This is a genomic window from Pseudonocardia hierapolitana, from assembly GCF_007994075.1.
GTDB lineage: Bacteria > Actinomycetota > Actinomycetes > Mycobacteriales > Pseudonocardiaceae > Pseudonocardia > Pseudonocardia hierapolitana.
Map to the genome: position 1 here is coordinate 8,079,431 of NZ_VIWU01000001.1, position 17,866 is coordinate 8,097,296.

Annotated in this window: 19 protein-coding genes; 12 read left to right on the forward strand and 7 right to left on the reverse strand. The window is 73.6% G+C overall.

The genetic code is table 11. The features are described from left to right. Positions 1-17: 17 nt before the first annotated feature. Positions 18-665, forward strand: coding sequence for a DUF1707 SHOCT-like domain-containing protein (locus FHX44_RS38035; RefSeq protein WP_147260184.1), 648 nt, complete (start codon positions 18-20; stop codon positions 663-665). 93 nt (positions 666-758) lie between these two features. Here the strand turns inward: FHX44_RS38035 and FHX44_RS38040 are convergent, their stop codons facing one another. Continuing rightward, positions 759-1,652 carry a LysR family transcriptional regulator gene (locus FHX44_RS38040; protein ID WP_246170811.1) on the reverse strand — a complete coding sequence of 298 codons (894 nt, stop codon included), beginning with the start codon at positions 1,650-1,652 and terminating at the stop codon, positions 759-761. 224 nt (positions 1,653-1,876) lie between these two features. Between FHX44_RS38040 and FHX44_RS38045 the strand changes: the two genes are divergently transcribed. Continuing rightward, positions 1,877-3,019, forward strand: a complete 1,143-nt coding sequence (locus FHX44_RS38045; protein ID WP_246170812.1) for an MFS transporter — start codon at positions 1,877-1,879, stop codon at positions 3,017-3,019. A 30-nt stretch (positions 3,020-3,049) separates the two neighbouring features. On the opposite strand, the gene FHX44_RS38050 is transcribed toward FHX44_RS38045, so the two are convergent. The 3 genes from FHX44_RS38050 to FHX44_RS38060 all read right to left on the reverse strand — a co-directional run bounded on the left by FHX44_RS38050 (position 3,050) and on the right by FHX44_RS38060 (position 6,179). Beyond that, entirely contained in the window at positions 3,050-4,552 is a 1,503-nt protein-coding gene (locus FHX44_RS38050; protein ID WP_147260186.1) for a tripartite tricarboxylate transporter permease, read from the reverse strand. Continuing rightward, positions 4,552-5,001 (reverse strand): tripartite tricarboxylate transporter TctB family protein, encoded by a 450-nt coding sequence (locus FHX44_RS38055; RefSeq protein ID WP_170309210.1) that lies wholly within the window; start codon positions 4,999-5,001, stop codon positions 4,552-4,554. The genes FHX44_RS38050 and FHX44_RS38055 overlap by 1 nt, the downstream gene beginning before the upstream one ends. A 128-nt stretch (positions 5,002-5,129) precedes the next feature. Continuing rightward, a complete protein-coding gene (locus FHX44_RS38060; protein ID WP_147260188.1) occupies positions 5,130-6,179 on the reverse strand; it encodes a Bug family tripartite tricarboxylate transporter substrate binding protein in 1,050 nt (349 codons plus the stop codon). Positions 6,180-6,265: 86 nt separating this feature from the next. Between FHX44_RS38060 and tcuA the strand changes: the two genes are divergently transcribed. From tcuA to FHX44_RS38075, 3 genes are all read left to right on the forward strand, one after another. After that, a complete protein-coding gene (tcuA, locus tag FHX44_RS38065) occupies positions 6,266-7,723 on the forward strand; it encodes an FAD-dependent tricarballylate dehydrogenase TcuA (protein WP_147260189.1) in 1,458 nt (485 codons plus the stop codon). Between the two features lie 2 nt (positions 7,724-7,725). Beyond that, positions 7,726-8,379, forward strand: a complete 654-nt coding sequence (locus FHX44_RS38070) for a GntR family transcriptional regulator (protein WP_147261800.1) — start codon at positions 7,726-7,728, stop codon at positions 8,377-8,379. An 84-nt stretch (positions 8,380-8,463) separates the two neighbouring features. Next, positions 8,464-8,922 (forward strand): DoxX family protein, encoded by a 459-nt coding sequence (locus FHX44_RS38075; RefSeq protein WP_147260190.1) that lies wholly within the window; start codon positions 8,464-8,466, stop codon positions 8,920-8,922. A 5-nt stretch (positions 8,923-8,927) separates the two neighbouring features. On the opposite strand, the gene FHX44_RS42500 is transcribed toward FHX44_RS38075, so the two are convergent. Further along, complete coding sequence (locus tag FHX44_RS42500) at positions 8,928-9,137, reverse strand: hypothetical protein (protein WP_170309211.1); 210 nt, start codon at positions 9,135-9,137, stop codon at positions 8,928-8,930. A 165-nt stretch (positions 9,138-9,302) separates the two neighbouring features. On the opposite strand from FHX44_RS42500, the gene FHX44_RS42505 reads away from it, so the two are divergent. Further along, positions 9,303-9,710, forward strand: a complete 408-nt coding sequence (locus FHX44_RS42505; protein ID WP_170309212.1) for an STAS domain-containing protein — start codon at positions 9,303-9,305, stop codon at positions 9,708-9,710. 52 nt (positions 9,711-9,762) lie between these two features. Continuing rightward, entirely contained in the window at positions 9,763-10,746 is a 984-nt protein-coding gene (locus FHX44_RS38085; protein WP_147260192.1) for an acetylxylan esterase, read from the forward strand. A gap of 7 nt (positions 10,747-10,753) precedes the next feature. Here the strand turns inward: FHX44_RS38085 and FHX44_RS38090 are convergent, their stop codons facing one another. Next, positions 10,754-12,058: an MFS transporter gene (locus FHX44_RS38090; RefSeq protein WP_342793481.1), complete on the reverse strand. Its 1,305-nt coding sequence runs from the start codon at positions 12,056-12,058 to the stop codon at positions 10,754-10,756. A gap of 112 nt (positions 12,059-12,170) precedes the next feature. Between FHX44_RS38090 and FHX44_RS38095 the strand changes: the two genes are divergently transcribed. Both FHX44_RS38095 and FHX44_RS38100 read left to right on the forward strand, forming a co-directional pair. Beyond that, a complete protein-coding gene (locus FHX44_RS38095) occupies positions 12,171-13,040 on the forward strand; it encodes a LysR family transcriptional regulator (protein WP_212612835.1) in 870 nt (289 codons plus the stop codon). A gap of 18 nt (positions 13,041-13,058) precedes the next feature. Then, positions 13,059-13,673, forward strand: a complete 615-nt coding sequence (locus FHX44_RS38100; protein ID WP_147260193.1) for a VOC family protein — start codon at positions 13,059-13,061, stop codon at positions 13,671-13,673. 11 nt (positions 13,674-13,684) lie between these two features. Here the strand turns inward: FHX44_RS38100 and FHX44_RS38105 are convergent, their stop codons facing one another. Beyond that, positions 13,685-14,350, reverse strand: a complete 666-nt coding sequence (locus FHX44_RS38105; protein WP_246170814.1) for a DUF2306 domain-containing protein — start codon at positions 14,348-14,350, stop codon at positions 13,685-13,687. 134 nt (positions 14,351-14,484) lie between these two features. Between FHX44_RS38105 and FHX44_RS38110 the strand changes: the two genes are divergently transcribed. From FHX44_RS38110 to FHX44_RS38120, 3 genes are all read left to right on the forward strand, one after another. Continuing rightward, positions 14,485-15,087 (forward strand): superoxide dismutase, encoded by a 603-nt coding sequence (locus tag FHX44_RS38110; RefSeq protein ID WP_147260194.1) that lies wholly within the window; start codon positions 14,485-14,487, stop codon positions 15,085-15,087. Between the two features lie 4 nt (positions 15,088-15,091). Then, on the forward strand, positions 15,092-15,619 hold the full coding sequence (locus FHX44_RS38115) for a flavin reductase family protein (RefSeq protein WP_147260195.1): 528 nt from the start codon (positions 15,092-15,094) through the stop codon (positions 15,617-15,619). Positions 15,620-15,696: 77 nt separating this feature from the next. Next, complete coding sequence (locus FHX44_RS38120) at positions 15,697-17,772, forward strand: ATP-dependent Clp protease ATP-binding subunit (RefSeq protein ID WP_246170815.1); 2,076 nt, start codon at positions 15,697-15,699, stop codon at positions 17,770-17,772. Positions 17,773-17,866: the final 94 nt, after the last annotated feature.

Genomic DNA, 17,866 nt, shown 5'->3' on the forward strand with positions numbered 1-17,866 from the left:
GGCGATACGGTGACGACGTGCCCGACGAGACGACCGCCCGTTTCCTGCGCGTCTCCGACGCCGAGCGCGAGCACGTCGTCGGGCTGCTGCAGCGGGCCACCGGCTCGGGGCTGCTCGACATCGACGAGTTCACCCGCCGCGTCGACACCGCCCTCGCCGCGCGCACCCGCGGCGAGCTGAACGCCGTGCTGCTCGACCTGCCGGGCCTGACCCACCCGGACCGGCCGGCGCAGGTACCGGCGCCCGCCCGGCCTCCCGTCCACCGCCCCGCCCCGGTCGTCACCGACACCGGAAGCGACACAGGCACCGGCGAGGTCCGCAGCACGCTCGGCTCCGTCAGCCGCCGGGGTGTCTGGGACGTGCCCGCGCACCTGGTGGTGCGCACCACGCTCGGCTCTGCGGAGCTCGACTTCACCGAGGCGCGCATCCCGCACGAGGTCGTCGACATCGAGCTGGACGTGGTGGCCGCCTCGGTGGAGCTGCGCCTGCCCGCCGGGGCCCGCGTCGAGCACGGTGAGCTGCAGGCCACGCTCTCCGGCGTCGAGAACCACGTGCGCCCCCGCGCCGACGCGCCGGACGGCCCGCTCTTCCGGATCCGCGGCTCGGTGCGGGCGGGTTCGGTGGAGATCCGCCCGCCCCACCGGTCCCGCTGGTGGCGGCGGTAGCCCGAGGCGCCCCCGTTCTCGGCTCGCATTCCGACCAACGGCGCGTTCGTCGGAACCTATCCGACGAAGGCGCCGTTCGTCGGAACGCGCGAGCTACGGCACCGTCTCGGCCACCACCTCGGCGAAGGCGCGGATCCTCGCGTTCTCGTGGTCGTGGTGCCACACCAGCCCGAGAGCCGTTTCCGGGAGGCCTGCGACCGGGACGTCCACGACGTCGCGGCGGCGGTGGTAGGCGGCGGTGGGCGCGCACAACAGCATGCCGCCGCGGTTGGCGGCGATCAGCCACACGCCCTCCTGCAGCGTGCTGACGGCCGGGCCGCGGGGGATGGGCTGTCCACCGGGGGTGGTGGCGGGTGCGTGGGCGCGGCGCCAGTACTCCCCCGCGGGTTCGGCCGCGGAGATCAGCGGGACGTCCACGAGGTCCTCGGCCGAGACCTCGGCGCAGCCGGCGAGCGGGTGCCGGATGGAGATCGCGAGGTGTTGCGGGTGCCGGGAGAACACCGGCCCCAGCACGATCCCCTCCTCCTCGACGGGCAGCAGCACGACGGCGGCGTCGACCTCGCCGCGGTGCACCGGGCCGAACGGGTCCGACAGCGGGATCTCGGTGATCTCGACGCTGCTGCCGGCGTGCCGGTCCTGGAAGGCGGTGACGGCGGCGAGCAGGCGGTCGTCGGCCGTGCCCTGGAACCCGACGCGCAGTGGGCCGGGGACCGTCCGGGCGGCGTCGCGGGTCTCGTCGACGGCCGCGCGCATTGCGTCGTAGGCCGGTCGGAGGGACGCGCGGAACCGCTGCCCGAGCGGGGTGAGGCGCACGCTGCGGCTGGTGCGGCTAACGAGGCGGGCGCCCACGCGCCGTTCGAGGGAGCCGATCAGCTGGCTCACCCGGCTCTGGGAGACGTAGAGCCGCTCCCCCGTCCGTCCGAAGTGCAGCTCGTCGGCGAGGACGAGGAAGCACTCGAGCTCCCGGATCTCCAGCCCGGCCACCACGCGACCTCCGATCGATGAGTCCCGCTCATGGAAGCGTGAGAGCTCCGTCGTTGTTCCGCGCCGCCGCCGGCGGTGGGCTGGGGATCATGACTGCGAGTGGGCCGGCGCCGTCCTGCGGGGGAGGCGCGCAGGGAGCGAGGTACGAGCGACCGAGCACCGGAGGAGCAGGACGGGGCCTGGAGGGCCCGCGAGCCGCCGGAGCGGAGCGGAGGCAATCCAACACAGTGACTCGCACGACCGGTTGGCCGGCCGTGATCGTGGTGGCGACCGGCATCTTCACGGTCGTCACGGCGGAGATGCTTCCGGTCGGGCTGCTCACCCCGATCGCCGCCGCGCTCGCGGTGAGTGAGGGCGTGGCCGGGCAGACGCTCACCATCACCGGGGTGGTCGCGGCGGTCTCCGCGCCGCTGGTGGTGCCCGCGCTGGGGCGTCTGGACCGGCGCACGGCGCTGGTGGCGCTGATGGGGCTGCTCGCTCTCGCCAACCTGCTCGCCGCGTGGTCGCCCACCTTCGCCGTGATGATCGTCGCCCGGGTCGTGGTGGGGATCGCGATGGGGGGCGTCTGGTCGGTCGCGGCGGGGCTCGCGGTGCGGCTGGTCCAGGCGGGCTCCGTGGGGCGCGCCACCGCCACGATCTTCAGCGGCATCGCCGTGGCGTCCGTGCTGGGCGTGCCTGCGGGCACGTTCCTCGGGGCGATCGCGGGGTGGCGGGCGGCGTTCGTGGTGGTCGCGACGGTGTCGGCGGCGGTTGCGCTCGCGATGGCGGTGCTGCTCCCCCGGCTTCCGGCCGAGCGCGCGGCGGGTCTCTCCGGCATCACCGCGCTGTTGCGCAACCCGCGGGTCGTCACCGGGCTCGTCGTGGTGGCGCTGCTGGTGATCGGGCACTTCGGCGCCTACACCTACGTGCGTCCCGTGCTGGAGGCGCGCGCGATCGACGCCCCGCTGATCGGCACGCTGCTACTGGTCTACGGCGTGGCAGGCGTGGCGGGCAACTTCGTCTCGGGCACGGCCGCGGCCCGGTCGGTGCGGCGCACCGTGCTCGTGCTCGCCGGGCTGCTCGTGGCCGCCGTGCTGCTGCTCGCGCTCGCGCCGTCGGCGCCCCTCGCCGCGGTCGCGTTGGTCGTATGGGGCCTCGGGTACGGCGGGGTCTCGGTGACCGCTCAGACATGGATGACGGTCGCCGCCCCGGACGCGCGGGAGACGGCTTCGTCGCTCTTCGCGGGTGTCTTCAACGGGGCGATCGCGCTGGGCGCGGTCGGCGGCGGCCTGGTCGTCGACGGCTTCGGCCCGACCGCGGTCCTGGCCTGGGGCGCCGTGCTGGTGCTCGGCGCGCCGGCGGCGATGGCACTCGGCCGTCCGGTGCGCTAGCTCGCCGCCAGCGACCAGCCGAGGTGGAGATCACCGGCGCGTGAGAGCACGCCTGCGCCGCTTGGCCACGGGCAGCAGCAGCGGGATCAGCAGCGAGAGCAGGACGACGATCCACAGGAACACCGTGATCGGCGAGGACACCAGGATCGCCGGGTCGCCCTCCGACAGGGTGAGCGCGCGGCGCAGCTGCTGCTCGGCGAGCGGGCCGAGGATCAACCCGACCACGGCCGGGGCCACCGGCACCCCCGCGGTCCGCATCAGCAGCCCGAGCAGGCCGAGCCCGCACAACACCAGCAGGTCGACAGCGGTGCCACCGGCCGCGTACGCCCCGAGCGTCGCGAACACCAGCACACCGGCGTAGATGCCGTACGCCGGGATCTCGAGCAGCCGGGCCCAGATCCGCACCAGCGGCAGGTTGAGCACGAGCAGCATCACGTTGCCGACGTACAGGCTCGCGATGAGCGTCCAGACCAGGGCGCCGGACTCGGAGAAGAGCTGCGGGCCCGGCTGCAGCCCGTAGGACTGGAACGCCGTGAGGATCACGGCCGCGGTTGCCGACGTAGGCAGCCCGATCGTGAGCAGCGGGACCAGCACGCCCGCCGCCGCCGCGTTGTTGGCGGCCTCCGGCCCTGCCACGCCCTCGATCGCCCCGCGACCGAACTCCTCGGGGTGGCGGGTGAGCCGCTTCTCCGCGGCGTAGGACAGGAAGGTCGGCACCTCGGCGCCACCGGCGGGGAGGCTCCCGATCGGGAACCCGAGCGCGGTGCCCCGCAACCAGGCGGGCCACGACCGGCGGAAGTCCGACCCGGAGAGCACGGCCGGCCCCCGCAGCGGCTCGACCGTCGCGTGCCCGGTGCCGGTGAGCAGGTGCCCGAACGCCTCGGAGAGCGCGAACAGCGCCACCACGACGATCACGACGTCGATGCCGTCGAGCAGCGCGTCGATGCCGTAGGTGAGCCGGGGCTGCCCGGTCTGGGCGTCGATCCCGATCAGCCCGATCGTGACGCCCACGAGCAGGCTCGCGAAGCCCTTGAGCAGGTTCGGCCCGAGCAACGCGCTCACCGTGACGAACGCGACGGCCATCAGCGCCACGTACTCCGGCGGGCCGAAGCCGGTGGCGAAGTCGGCCACGAGGGGTGCGAGGAACGTCAGCGCGACGGTGCCGATCGTGCCGGCGACGAAGGAGCCGAGCGCCGCGGTGGCGAGCGCGGCGGCGGCCCGCCCCGCGCGGGCCATCTTGTTGCCTTCGAGGGCCGAGATCATCGAGGCGCTCTCGCCGGGCGTGTTGAGCAGGATCGACGTCGTCGACCCGCCGTACATGCCGCCGTAGTAGATGCCGGCGAACATGATCAGCGCGCTGGAGGGCTCCAGCCGGAACGTGATCGGCAGCAGCAGCGCGACGGTGAGCGCCGGGCCGATCCCGGGCAGCACGCCCACGGCGGTGCCGATCGTGACGCCGACCAGCGCCCACAGCAGGTGCGCAGGCGTGAGGGCGCCCGCGAAGCCCTCCATCAGCAGCCCCAGCTGATCCATCAGAACCCCCAGGGGCCGCTGGGCAGGGTGAGCCCGATCAGCCGGTCGAAGACGAGGAACACGACCGCGGCCAGTGCCCAGCCCCAGGCGAGCACCCGCCAGTCCCGCGGGGCGTCGAGCAGCAGGGCCGCGGCGACGAAGAGCGCGGTGGCGGTGACGACGTAGCCCAGCAGCGGCAGCAGCAGCGCGAACCCGATCAGCGCCGCGACGAGGCCGAGCACCCGCAGCCCGGCCCGGCGTTGCCACGGGGTGCCTGTCCCGGCCCTGGGCAGCTTGCGGCGGGCGTCGACCAGCAGCCCGGCACCGACCGCGCCGAGCGCCACCCCGACCGGCAGCGGCACGGCCGCGGGCCCGACCACGGCCGACGTGGCCGGGAGCCGCAACGCGTCGACGATCACGAGCACGGCGGCGAGCAGCAGCAGCCCGCCGAACACCGCCGTGGCGAGCACGGTGTGCCGGTCGACGGTGACCGGCCGGCCCTCCGCAGGCGCTGTGTCCTCAGTAGGCGCTGTGTCCTCAGTGGGCGCTGTGTCCTCAGTGGGCGCTGTGTCCTCAGTGGGCGCTGTGTCCTCGGGCATCAGCTTCCCCCCAACCCGATCTGGGTGAGCACCCGCGACACCCGGTCCTGCTCGGACGTCACGAACTCCTCGAACGCGGGCCCGGCGAGCAGGGCATCACCCCAGCCCCGGCGGGCCAGCGCGTCGCGCCAGGCCTCGGTGTGCGCCATCCGGACGAGCATGTCTTCCAGGGCCTGCTCCTCCTGCTCCGTGATGCCCGGCGGGGCGACGACCCCGCGCCAGTTCTCGACGACGACGTCGAGCCCCGACTCCTTCAGCGACGGGACATCGGGCAGCGACGGAAGCCGGTCCGCGCTCGACACGCCGAGCGCGCGCACGGTGCCCGCCTCGATCTGGGGCTCGATCTCCGAGAGCCCGAAGATCCCGATGGTCGACCGCCCGGACAGGACGGTGGTGAGCGCCTCGCCGCCGCCGGAGTGGGCGACGTAGCTGACGCGCGCCGGGTCGGCGCCGACGGCCTGCGCGAGCAGGCCGGCCATGATCTGCTCGGCGCCGCCCGCCGATCCGCCGGAGATCGAGACGGCGGCGATGTCGGCCTGCATCGCCGCGACCAGGCCGGGCAGGTCGGTGAGCGGGGAGTCGGCCGCGACCACGACGACCTGGTAGTCGGTGGTGAGCCGCGCGAGCGGGGTGGTGTCGGCGAGCGAATGCGGCGAGCCGTTCGCGATGACCGCGCCCATCATGATCAACCCGGTCGTCATCAGCTCGGACGGGTCGCCGTCGTGCCGGACGAACTGGCTGAGCCCGATCGTGCCGCCCGCCCCGGAGACGTTGTAGACCTCGGTGCGCCCCACCAGCTCGCGCAGCGCCTTCTGCATCTCCCGCGAGGTCTGGTCCCATCCCCCGCCGGGCGAGGCCGGGGCCATGATCCGCAGCTGTTCGTCGCCGAGCACGTCCTGCACGGCGCCGCCGCGATCGTCGGCCGGCGCGGTGAGCACGACCGCGGCCGTGGCCGCGAGCGCCGCCACCAGCGCGATCACGCCGCTGCGCCGGCGGCCGCGCTCCGGGCTCGCCGCCGCCCGCTCCTCGGTGGTCCCGGGTGGCTGCATCGCCGGTCTCCCGTCGCGGGTTCGACTGCTTTGTCGACGGTTGTATACAGTGATGTGCAGTCCAGGACAAGCGGAAGGGTCGCGACGTGCAGGAGGAGACCGAGGTCGTCGTGGTGGGCGGCGGCAACGCCGGGTTCAGCGCCGCCCACGCGGCCGCCGAGCGGGGCCGGCGGGTGCTGCTGCTGGAGAAGGGCGAGCCAGGACAGGCCGGGGGCAACAGCTACTTCACGGCCGGCGCGGTCCGGATCGCCCACGGCGGGCTCGCCGACCTGTCCGACCTGCTCGACCCCGACGAGCGGCACGCGATCAGCGTGCTGCCGCCGTACCCGCCCGAGGCCTTCGCCGCCGACATGGCGAAGGTCACCCGGGGCCGCAACGACCCGGCACTCACCGATGTACTGGTCTCCGAGAGCCAGGACGCGATCCGCTGGCTGCACGACAAGGGGCTGCGCTACCGGCTGATGTACGAGCGCCAGGCGTACCCGGACGCGCAAGGCAGGCAGGTGTTCTGGGGCGGTCTCGCGGTGGGCAGCACCGGCGGTGGCAAGGGCCTGATCGAGCAGCACACGGAGGCGGCGGAGAAGGCGGGCGTCGAGATCCGCTACGGCACCCGGGCCGTCGACCTGCTGCCCGACGGGCCCGGTGTCACGTGGCGCGACGCGGACGGGCGCACCGGCACCGTCCGCGCCGGGTCCGTGGTGCTCGCCGCGGGTGGATTCGAGGCCGACGCCGAGCTGCGGCGGCGCCATCTGGGCGAGGGGTGGGAGCGGGCGAAGGTCCGCGGCACACCGCTCAACACCGGCGACATGCTCACCGCCGCGCTGGCCGCCGGTGCGGCGCCGTACGGCGACTGGGGCAGCTGCCACAGCGTGGCCTGGGACGCCTGGTTCCCCGGCAACGAGGGCGATCGGGAGCTCACCAACCAGCTCACCCGCAGCGGCTACCCCCTCGGGATCGTGGTCAACTCCAGGGGCGAGCGGTTCCTCGACGAGGGCGCCGACTTCCGCAACTACACCTACGCCGAGTACGGCGCCCGGATCCTCGCCCAGCCCGATGGGATCGCGTTCCAGCTCTTCGACGCCACCACCCGGCCGCAGCTGCGCGAGGAGGAGTACGACATGCCGGGCGCGTCGGTGGTGACCGGCTCGAGCCTCGCCGAGCTCGCGGCGGGCATGGGCGTCGACGCCGCCACGCTCACCCGCACCGTTCAGGAGTTCAACGCCGCGATCGACCGGGACACACCCCTCGACCTCGCCGTCAAGGACGGGCGGGCGGCCCGCGTCGACCCGCCGAAGTCGAACTGGGCGATCCCCCTCGAGGCCCCTCCGTTCTACGCCTTCGCCGTCACCTGCGGGATCACGTTCACCTTCGGCGGGCTGCGGGCCGACACCTCCGGCCGCGTGCTCGACGCCGCGGGCACACCCCTTCCCGGACTGTTCGTCTGCGGCGAGATGCTGGGCGGACTGTTCAGCGGCAACTACCCGGGTGGCAGCGGGCTCACCGCGGGCGCGGTGTTCGGACGCCGCGCCGGAACGTCGGCGTGACCATGCCCGGTACGGACGCGCAGACCGTCTACGCCGACCTGCGTGGGCAGATCCTCTCCGGCGCGCTCCCGCCCGGCACGCCGCTGCGGGAGATCGCGCTGGCCGAGCGGTTCGGCGTGTCCCGCACACCGGTGCGGGAGGCGCTGCGCCGGCTGCAGCAGGACCGCCTGCTCGCGCCCGGCGGCCGCGGCATGCAGGTGCGGGCGATCGAACCGCACGAGGTGGTGCAGGTCTACGACATGCGCGTGCTCCTGGAGGCCGAGGCCGCCGGGCAGGCCGCGCGCAGCCGGGGCGACGCCGACCTGATGCGCCTGGAGGGGCTCCTCGCCCGTGACCGCGCCCTCGCCGACCCCGACGACGCCACCCGCACCCGCACCAACCTCGAGTTCCACGCCGCCGTCTGGCAGGCCACGCACAACCCGGTGCTGCTCGACCTGCTGGACCGCCTCTCCATCCACCTGGTCCACGCCCCGCGCTCGACGCTCTCGGTGGGCGATCGCTGGACAACGGCTCTGGACGAGCACGCGCGGCTCGTCGCCGCGGTGCGGGCGCGGGACGAGGAGACGGCCCGCGAGATCGCCCGGCAGCACATGACCACCGCGCGGGAGATCCGGCTCACCCTTCTGCGCGAGGCGGCGGCCGCACCGGCGTCGTGACGTCTTCGTCTTGTCGTTGACAAGATGCTGCCGAACCGGCATCTTGGCACTGACATCTTGTCAGTGGCAAGACCGGAGGCCTACATGGAACCCCTGATCACCCTCATCGCCGTCACCGCGCTCCTGCTCGGAGCGGGCGCACTCGGTGTGCCCGCCCTGCGGCCGTGGCCGGTCGCGCTCCGCGGCGGGCTGGCGGCGATGTTCACGCTCACCGGGGTCGTGCACTTCGTCCGGATGCGCGAGGAGCTGATCGCGATGGTGCCGCCCGCGCTGCCCGCGCCCGAGCTCCTCGTGACGATCACGGGGGTGCTCGAGCTCGCAGGCGCCGTCGGGCTCCTGCTCCCCCGGACGGCGCCGTGGGCGGCGGCCGGGCTGTCCGTGCTGCTCGTGGCGATGTTCCCCGCGAACGTCCACGCCGCGCTGGAGGGCACCGGCACCCCGCTGCTGCCGCGCACCGCCATGCAGGTGCTGTTCCTCGCCGCAACGCTCGCCGTGGTCGCCCACCACGTCCGGGCGCGCCGCGCGCCCGCCCTCGCCCCCTGAGCGGGTCAGGCCGTCGCGCGCGCCACGGGTCGCTCCGTTCCCCCGCGCCGGGGCGGCGGCGGGGGCGGCGACTCCAGGGGCCCGACGGTCAGCAGCGGCGCCGGATGATCATGACGCTCGTACAGCTCGGGCGCTCTCAGGAGCTTGGCCTCGAGCCGCTGCAGCAGCAGAGTCGCCACCAGGATGGCGACCGGCACGACGAGCGAGATCCACACACCGTTCGGCTACCCCAACAGGTGGCGTCGACACACGAATCTCCGGAGAGGCCGCCCGGAAGGGGTACATTTTTCTGGCGTCTTTCACGGCCGGTAGCCGAGCGCGCACCACATCGGTCACGCTCCGCGTCGCCGAGGCACCGCCGGGCCGGATACGGTTCGCGGATGAGCGACAGCGACCCTGCCGACGCCATGAGGCTGACCGCCACGCGCATCGGATCGGCGGCCGTGGTCACCGTGACCGGCGAGCTGGACCTGCTGACCGCGCGAGAGCTGATGAAGTCGGTCGACGAGACACTGCGCTGGCCGGACCTCACCGGCGTCGTCGTCGACCTGACCGCGGTGAGCTTCCTCGGATCGTCCGGGCTGGGCACCCTCGCCGAGCTGGCCACCCGCACCACTGCCCCCGCCGGCAGCGGGGGCTACCGCTCGCAGCCGCCCGAGCCGCTTCCCCCGCTGCGCCTCGTGGCACCGCCGGACAACAGCGCCGTCCTGCGCCCGTGGGAGACGATGAACCTGCAGCAGATCCTGCCGCTGCACCCCGACCTGGACAGCGCTCTGCAGAGCTTCTGACCGCGGGCGGGCTATCTTCTCCTGGCATCCCCCATTCGAGGACAGGAGATCCGTGGCCCGCACCGATCTGCCCCTTGACGAGCTCGTTTCCTACCGCCCCGAGGTCGGCGAACCGGACGACTTCGACGCGTTCTGGACCCGGACCCTCGACGAGGCCCGCAGCCACGACCTGGACGTCCGGTCCGAGGAGGTCGACACGCCCTACCGCACCATCACGGTGCGGGACGTGAGCTTCGGCGGCTTCGGCGGCGACCGCATCGGGGCGTGGTTCACCGTGCCACGCGGCCCCGGGATCAGCGCGGACGAGCCGCTCCCGGCCGTCGTGGAGTTCATCGGCTACAACGGCGGCCGCGACCTGCCGGGCGAGTCGCTGCGCTGGGCGAGCGCGGGCTACGCGCACCTGCTCGTGGACACCCGCGGGCAGGGCGCGCGCTGGGGAGGGGGCGGGCGCACGGCCGACCCGCACGGCTCCGGCCCGGCCACACCCGGCTTCATGACGCGTGGCATCGACGACCCGGACACGTACTTCTACCGCCGGGTCTTCACCGACGCCGTGCGCGCGGTCGAGGCGGTGCGCACGCTGCCCGGCGTCGACGCAGGGCACGTGGCCGTGCAGGGAGGCAGCCAGGGCGGCGGGATCACCCTCGCGGTGGCCGGGCTGGTGCCCGACGTCGTGGCGGCGCTGCCCGACGTCCCGTTCCTCTGCCACTTCGCCCGCGCGCTCGACGTCTGCGACAAGGACCCGTACGCCGAGATCACCCGCTACCTCGCCGTGCACCGCCCGCGGGCGGACGACGTGCTGCGCACGCTGTCGTACTTCGACGGGGTGAACTTCGCCAAGCGCGCCGCCGCGCCCGCGCTGTTCTCGGTGGCGCTGATGGACCTGATCTGCCCGCCCTCCACGGTGTACGCCGCGTACAACCACTACGCGGGCGAGAGGGAGATCGAGGTCTACCGCTTCAACGACCACGAGGGCGGCGAGTCCTACCAGCGGCAGGCCCAGATCCGCTGGCTGGACAAGCTCCTGGGCCGCTAGGCGGCGCTCACGCGGGCACGAGCCCGGCCGCCCGCTCCGCTCGGGCGTGCCGGGCCAGCACGACGGCGATCACCACCGCGGCCAGCAGCGGGATCAGCCCGCAGAAGGCCATGCCGGCCCGGGCGCCGAACGCGTCGGTGATCCAGCCGACCATCGGGCCGCCGAGCGGGGTGCCCCCGACGAACGCGAGCATGTACAGGCTCATCACGCGGCCGCGGACGTCGGCGTCCACCCAGGACTGCACCGACGAGTTCGCCATCGCCTGGAACGCCAGGTTCACCACACCCATCGCCACCAGCGCCGCGAGGAAGACACCGAGCCCGGGGGCCAGCGCCGCCGCGAACTGGGCGGCACCGAACGCGGCACCCGTGAGGACGATCGTCCGCAGCCGGGGATGGGTGCGCCCGCCCGCGATCAACGCGCCCGCCACCGAACCGACGGCGAGCACGACGTTGAAGAGGCCGTAGAGCTGGGCGCCACCGATGGACGAGCCGCCGAACGTCTCGTCGGCCATCGCTGTGAGCACCACCGGGAACTTGAGCCCGAACGTGCCGACCACGCCGACGAGCACGATCGTCCACGCCACGTACGGACGCTCGGCCACGTACCGCAGTGCAGACCGCAGCTGCCCGGGCGCCCGCTCCACCCGTTGCGTGCGGATCAGGTCGGCGGAACGGATGAGCAGCAGGCCCGCGATCGGGGCGACGTAGGACAGGGCGTTGGCGGCGAACGCCCAGCCCGACCCCACCGTGGCGATCATGACACCGGCCACGGCAGGCCCGACGAGGCGGCTGGTCTGGAAGACCGCGGCGTTCAACGCGATGGCGTTGCGCACGTACCTGTCCGGCACGACCTCGTTGACGAAGACCTGGCGCGTCGGGTTGTCGACGACGAACACGAGCCCCGCGACGAGCGCGAACAGGTAGACGTGCTCCACGCGGACGTGCCCGGTGATCGTCAGGACGGCGAGGGCACCGCTCAGGATGCCGTTGAGGCTCTGGGTGATCATCAGGACGACCCGCTTGGGGTAGCGGTCGGCGATCACACCGCCGTACATGCCCAACAGGAGCATCGGCAGGAACTGGAGCGCCATCGTGATGCCCACGGCGGCCGGGCTCCCGCTGAGCTCGAGGACCAGCCACTCCAGGGCGATGTTCTGCATCCACGTGCCGGTGCTGGCGACCGCGTGAGCGCTGACATAGATACGGAAGTTGGGGACGCGCAAGGCGGCGAATGTGCTACCGAGGCGACGGGAGGAATCGTTGGAAGATGTGGTCCCGCTCACGGGTATGTCGGCCGCAGCCGTTGTCACGGATAACCCTTCGTCGTGCTCGCAGAAATCCGTACCTCAGTCTCCCCCGGGAGTGGCGTATTGTGAACGGCGATCAGGCGACTAACTGTTATTGCGGAGCAATATGGCACCGATGATCTACGACCCCGCCCAGCTCCAGACGTTCCTCGCCGTGGCCCAGACACGCAGCTTCACGCAGGCGGCGGCGCGCCTCGGCATCCGGCAGCCCACGGTGAGCCAGCACATCCGCAAGCTCGAGGAGGCCACCGGGCGCGTGCTCGTGCACCGCGACACGCACAGCGTCTCCATGACCCCCGACGGCGAGGCCATGATCGGGTTCGCCCGGTCCATCCTCACGGCGCACGAGGAGGCGGCGAACTACTTCAGCGGGGAACGCCCGCACGGGCGGCTGCGGATCGGGATGTCCGACGACCTCGCGCTCACCCGGCTGCCGCAGATCCTGCGCGACTTCCGCCGCGACCACCCGCTCGTCGACCTCGACCTGTCCATCGACCAGAGCGGCTCCCTGCACCGCAGGCTCGAGAACGACCGCCTCGACATCTTCGTCGGCAAGCGCCCGCGCGGTGAGCCGCGGGGGCAGCTGGTGAAGCGCGACCGCCTCGTGTGGGTGGGCACGGCGTCCACCCGCCTGGACATGAGCAAGCCGCTCCCGCTCGCCGTCTACCCGAACCCGAGCCTGTCCCGCTCCGCGATGGAGAACGCCCTGCAGCGGGCCAACATCACCTACCGTCCGGCGTGCCTGTGCCGCGGCGTCAACGGCCTGATCGGGGCCGTCGCGGCGGGCATCGGGATCTCGGCACTCGCCAGCAGCCTCGTCCCGGTGCAACTCACCCCGCTCGGCCCGCAGCACCGCCTGCCCGAGCTCGGCTACATCGACCTCGTCCTGCTCACCAACCCGCGCACCGAGGGACGCCCGGCGGCGAAGGCCCTGGCAGCCGCCGTGCTCGCCAGCGGCCCCACCAGCCTCGAGACGACCACATGAGCGGGGCATGATCGCGTTGTGATCGACCACCTCGTCTACGCCACCCCCCATCTCGAGGCCACCGTCGCCGACCTCGCCCGGCAGGGGCTCGGGACCAGCCCCGGCGGCGCGCACGACGGGCTGGGCACCCGCAACGCCCTCGCCGACCTCGGCGGGGGCGCCTACCTCGAGGTGATCGGCCCCGACCCCGACCAGCCCGAACCCGCGCAGCCGCGGCCGTTCGGCATCGACGGGCTCACCGCACCGCGCCTGGTCGCGTGGGCCGTGCGGGTCGACAACCTCGACGCGGCCGTGGCCACGGCCCGCTCCCGCGGCCACGACCCGGGCGCCGCACGGGACATGGCCCGCCTGCGCGGCGACGGGCTGCGGCTGGCGTGGCGGCTCACCCCGATGCCGGCCACCGTGCCCGCGGTGGTGCCGTTCCTCATCGCGTGGGGCGACACGGAGCACCCCAGCCTGGGCGCCGCCCGCGGCGCCCGCCTGGAGTCGCTCACGCTCGCCCATCCCGACCCCGCCGCCGTCCGGGAGCAGCTCGCCGCCGTCGGGGTCACCGACATCGCCGTCGAGCCCGCGCCCGCTCCCGCGCTGCACGCGGTGCTCCGGACGCCGTCCGGTCCCGTCGACCTCGGGTGATGTCCTCAGCGCTAGGCCAGTGACCCGACGGGAGCGGCGACCAGGCGTCGCCTGCGGCGGATGAGCACCTCGGCGACCACCAGGTTGATCACGCAGCCGAGGACCTGACCGACCGGGATCAGCGATGCCACGGCCGTCGGCGCGTCGGCGGGCGCGATCACGCCGGTGGCCAGGCCCGTGAGCAGCACCAGCGGCACCACGATCCGGGCGGTGACGGCGAGGAAGGTCAGCGCGTAGTTGCGCGTCATCCAGTCCCGGTGCGCGGGGACGTCGCCCCGGCGGATCGCGCGGACCGCAGCCCCGGCGGTCGCCAGCCACCCGATCGCCGCGACCACGAGGCCGACCTGGGTGACGAGCCGGCCCGAGAGCAGCGCGACCGGGACAGCGGTGAGGGCCGAGGGCAGCACGCCCGCGAGGAGGTAGGCGCGCCCGATCCGGCCGTGCCACCGCCTGCGGGCCCGGATCGCCGGCACGAACTGCAGCGGGCCGAGCACCAGCGCCACCGTCGCGGTGAGGATGTGCGTCACGAGCAGGGCGTAGTGCAGCCCTCCGTCGACCTCGATCCGGCTGGATCCGGAGTCGAGCGGCACGTACGGGGCGGCCATCGCCGCGCCCGCCACCACGGCCACCAGCAGCAACAGCCAGACCCGGCGCGGGCGCATCACCTGGAGGTCCATGCCCTCGATCGTCGATCGCGCCGCGCCCGGTGTCGTCCGATCAGGGGCGGCTCACGACGTACTCCTGCCGGCGTAGGTGATCCACGCCATGCCCGGCTTGAGGTGAACCCGACTTCAGGTCCGAGGATCGCGTCATGACCGCCTACACGCTTCCCGACCTGCCCTACGACTACGGCGCCCTCGCCCCGCACATCGCAGGCGAGATCATGGAGCTGCACCACTCCAAGCACCACCAGACCTACGTCGGCGCCCTCAACCAGACCCTCGACAAGCTCGCCGAAGCCCGCGACAGACGCGACTTCGGCGCCATCGTCGGCCTCGAGAAGACCCTCGCCTTCAACCTCGGCGGCCACGTCAACCACTCCACCTTCTGGCAGAACCTCTCCCCCGACGGCGGCGACAAGCCCACCGGCGAACTCGCCGCCGCCCTCGACGAGCACTTCGGCTCCTTCGACGCCTTCCAGGCCCACTTCACCGCCGCCGCCACCACCATCCAGGGCTCCGGCTGGGCCATCCTCGGCTGGGACACCCTCGGCCGACGCCTGCTCATCCACCAGCTCTACGACCAGCAGGCCAACCTCCCCGCAGGCCAGATCCCCCTCGTCCTGCTCGACATGTGGGAACACGCCTTCTACCTGCAGTACCGCAACGTCAAGCCCGACTACGTCAAGGCCTGGTGGAACGTCGTCAACTGGGCCGACGCCGCAGCGCGCTTCGAGAAGGCCCGCGGGGCCTGAGCCGATGACCACGACCGGAACGACAGCAGAATCGAGCCTGCTCGCGAGCGCGTTCCGGGACGCCTTCCGCCACCACCCCGCCGGCGTCGCCGTGGTCACCGCCCGCGACGGCGCCGGTGCGCCGGTGGGGCTCACGGCGTCGTCGGTGGCGTCGGTGTCGCTGACGCCGCCCGCGCTCGTCCTGTCGATCTCGCACCGGACGAGCGCGGCCGCGGCGTTGCTCGCCGCCGACTCGTTCCTCGTCCACCTCCTGGAGGCGCGCAACGTCGGCCTGGCCCGGCGCTTCGCGACGTCGGGTGCGGATCGGTTCGGCCCGGACACCCGCTGGACGCCGCTCGTCACCGGCGAGCCGTGGCTCCCCGAGGCCCCGACGGCGCTGCGCTGCCGTCCGCTGTCGCGCACCCGCGTCGGGGACGCGACGGTGGTGACCGCGGAGGTGGCGGGGGTGCGCTCGTCGGGGCGGGCCGGCGAGCCGCTGGTCCACCACGACCGCGGCTACCACGTCCTCGGGCCGGCACTTCCCGCGTCCTGACAGAACGGCCTCGGATCGGAGCGGCGCGAACGGGCGGGACGGAGGACCATCGGGGTGGAACACCCCAGGAGGTGGACGTGCCGCAGGACCGCCCCGGACCCGACCCCGGGCCCAACCCCGGGCCTTTCGACGACCTCTTCGAACGGCTCATCGGCAACCTCGAGAGCACGCTCGGCGACACGCTGGGCGGAGCCACGGGCCGGCGCCCGTCCACCGGCGGCCGCACCCCGAAGCTCGACCGCTTCGGGCGGGACCTCACCGCGGAGGCCTCCCGGGGCGAGCTCGACCCGGTGATCGGACGCGACGCCGAGATCGACCAGGTGCTGGAGGTGCTGGCCCGGCGCACGAAGAACAACCCGGTGCTCGTGGGCGACCCGGGCGTCGGCAAGACCGCGATCGCGGAGGGCATCGCGCAGCGGGTGGCGGACGGCACCGTCCCCGAGGTGCTGCGGGGCGTCCGTGTGGTGGCGCTCGACCTCGTGGGCATGGTGGCGGGCACCCGTTACCGCGGCGACTTCGAGCAGCGGCTCACCGGCGTCATCGACGAGGTGGTGGCCGCGGAACGGTCCGTCGTCCTGTTCCTGGACGAGCTGCACGTCGTGATCGGGGCCGGGTCGGCCGAAGGTGCGCCGATGGACGCGGCGAGCATGCTCAAGCCCGCGCTCGCCCGCGGCGACCTGCAGCTGATCGGCGCCACCACGGTCAAGGAGTACCGCCGCCACATCGAGAAGGACGCCGCGCTGGAGCGCCGGTTCGAGCCGGTGCCGGTCGCCGAACCGACGGTCGAGACCACGATCGCGATCCTGCGCGGCCTGCGCCCGCGCTACGAGCAGCACCACGGCGTGCAGATCAGCGACGCGGCCCTCGTGGCCGCCGCCGAGATGTCCGACCGGTACGTGCCCGACCGGTTCCTGCCGGACAAGGCGATCGACCTGCTGGACCGCGCGAGCTCCCGAGCCCGGATCCGGGCCGGCGGACCGGCCGCGTCCCCGGTCGACCGCGCGGGCGCGGAGGAGCTGGAGCAGCTGCGCCGGGCGCGCGAGGTGGCCGTCGACGCCGAGGACTTCGAGCGTGCACACCTGCTCACCCGCGAGATCGAGGCCGCCGAGGCCGCGCTGGGCACCCCCGGCCCCGACCTGCGCAAGGACGGTGGGCCGGTGGAGATCGGGCCCGACGACGTGGCCCGCATCGTCTCGGACAGCACCGGCATCCCGATCGCCCAGCTCACCGGAGCGGAGCGGCGCAGGCTCCTGGACCTGGAGGCCCTGCTGCACCGGCGCGTGGTCGGGCAGGACGAGGCCGTCGAGACGGTGGCCGACGCGGTGCGCGCCGGGCGGGCCGGGCTCGCCCACCCGGACCGGCCGATCGGCTCGTTCCTGTTCCTCGGCCCCACGGGCGTGGGCAAGACGGAGCTGGCGCGGGCGCTCGCCGAGGCCCTCTTCGGCAGCGTGGACGCGCTCCTGCGGTTCGACATGAGCGAGTACGCCGACCGCAGCAGCGCGTTCCGGCTGGTCGGCGCCCCACCCGGGCACGTCGGCTACGACGACGCCGGCCAGCTCACCGAGGCCGTGCGCCGCACCCGCTACGCCGTGCTCCTGCTCGACGAGATCGAGAAGGCGAACGCCGAGGTGGTCAACACGCTGCTGCAGGTGCTCGACGCCGGCCGGCTCACCGACTCCCACGGCCGCACCGTCGACTTCACCCACACCGTGGTGATCATGACGAGCAACCTGGGCGCCGACCGCCTCCTGACGGCCGCGGGACGCCCGGTCGAGGAGGTGCGCGAGGGCGTGCTCGCCATGGCGCGCCTGCACTTCCGGCCGGAGTTCCTCAACCGGGTGGACGACATCGTGCTCTTCTCCGCCCTCGACCGCGACGAGCTGCGACGCATCACCGAGCTGCTGCTCGCGGGCACGGCCGACCGGCTGCGAGCACAGGGCATCGAACTGGAGGCGACCCCCGCCGCGATCGACTGGCTCGCCGAGCGCGGCCACCAGCCCGAGCTCGGCGCCCGGCCGTTGCGGCGCACCATCGCGCGCGAGGTCGACCGCGTGCTCTCCCGCCTGATCATCGGCGGGGAGCTGGGGCCCGGCGGGCGGGTGGTGGCGGACGTGGCCGGCGGGGCACTGGAGCTGCGCCCGCGGACGGGCTGACCCCTCCCGGTCATCTCGCGGCTGTCAGAGGACCGCCCTCGCGTCGATCGTGGCCGGCGCGCGGGCTCTGACGCCAGATGGGCAGGGTCGTGCC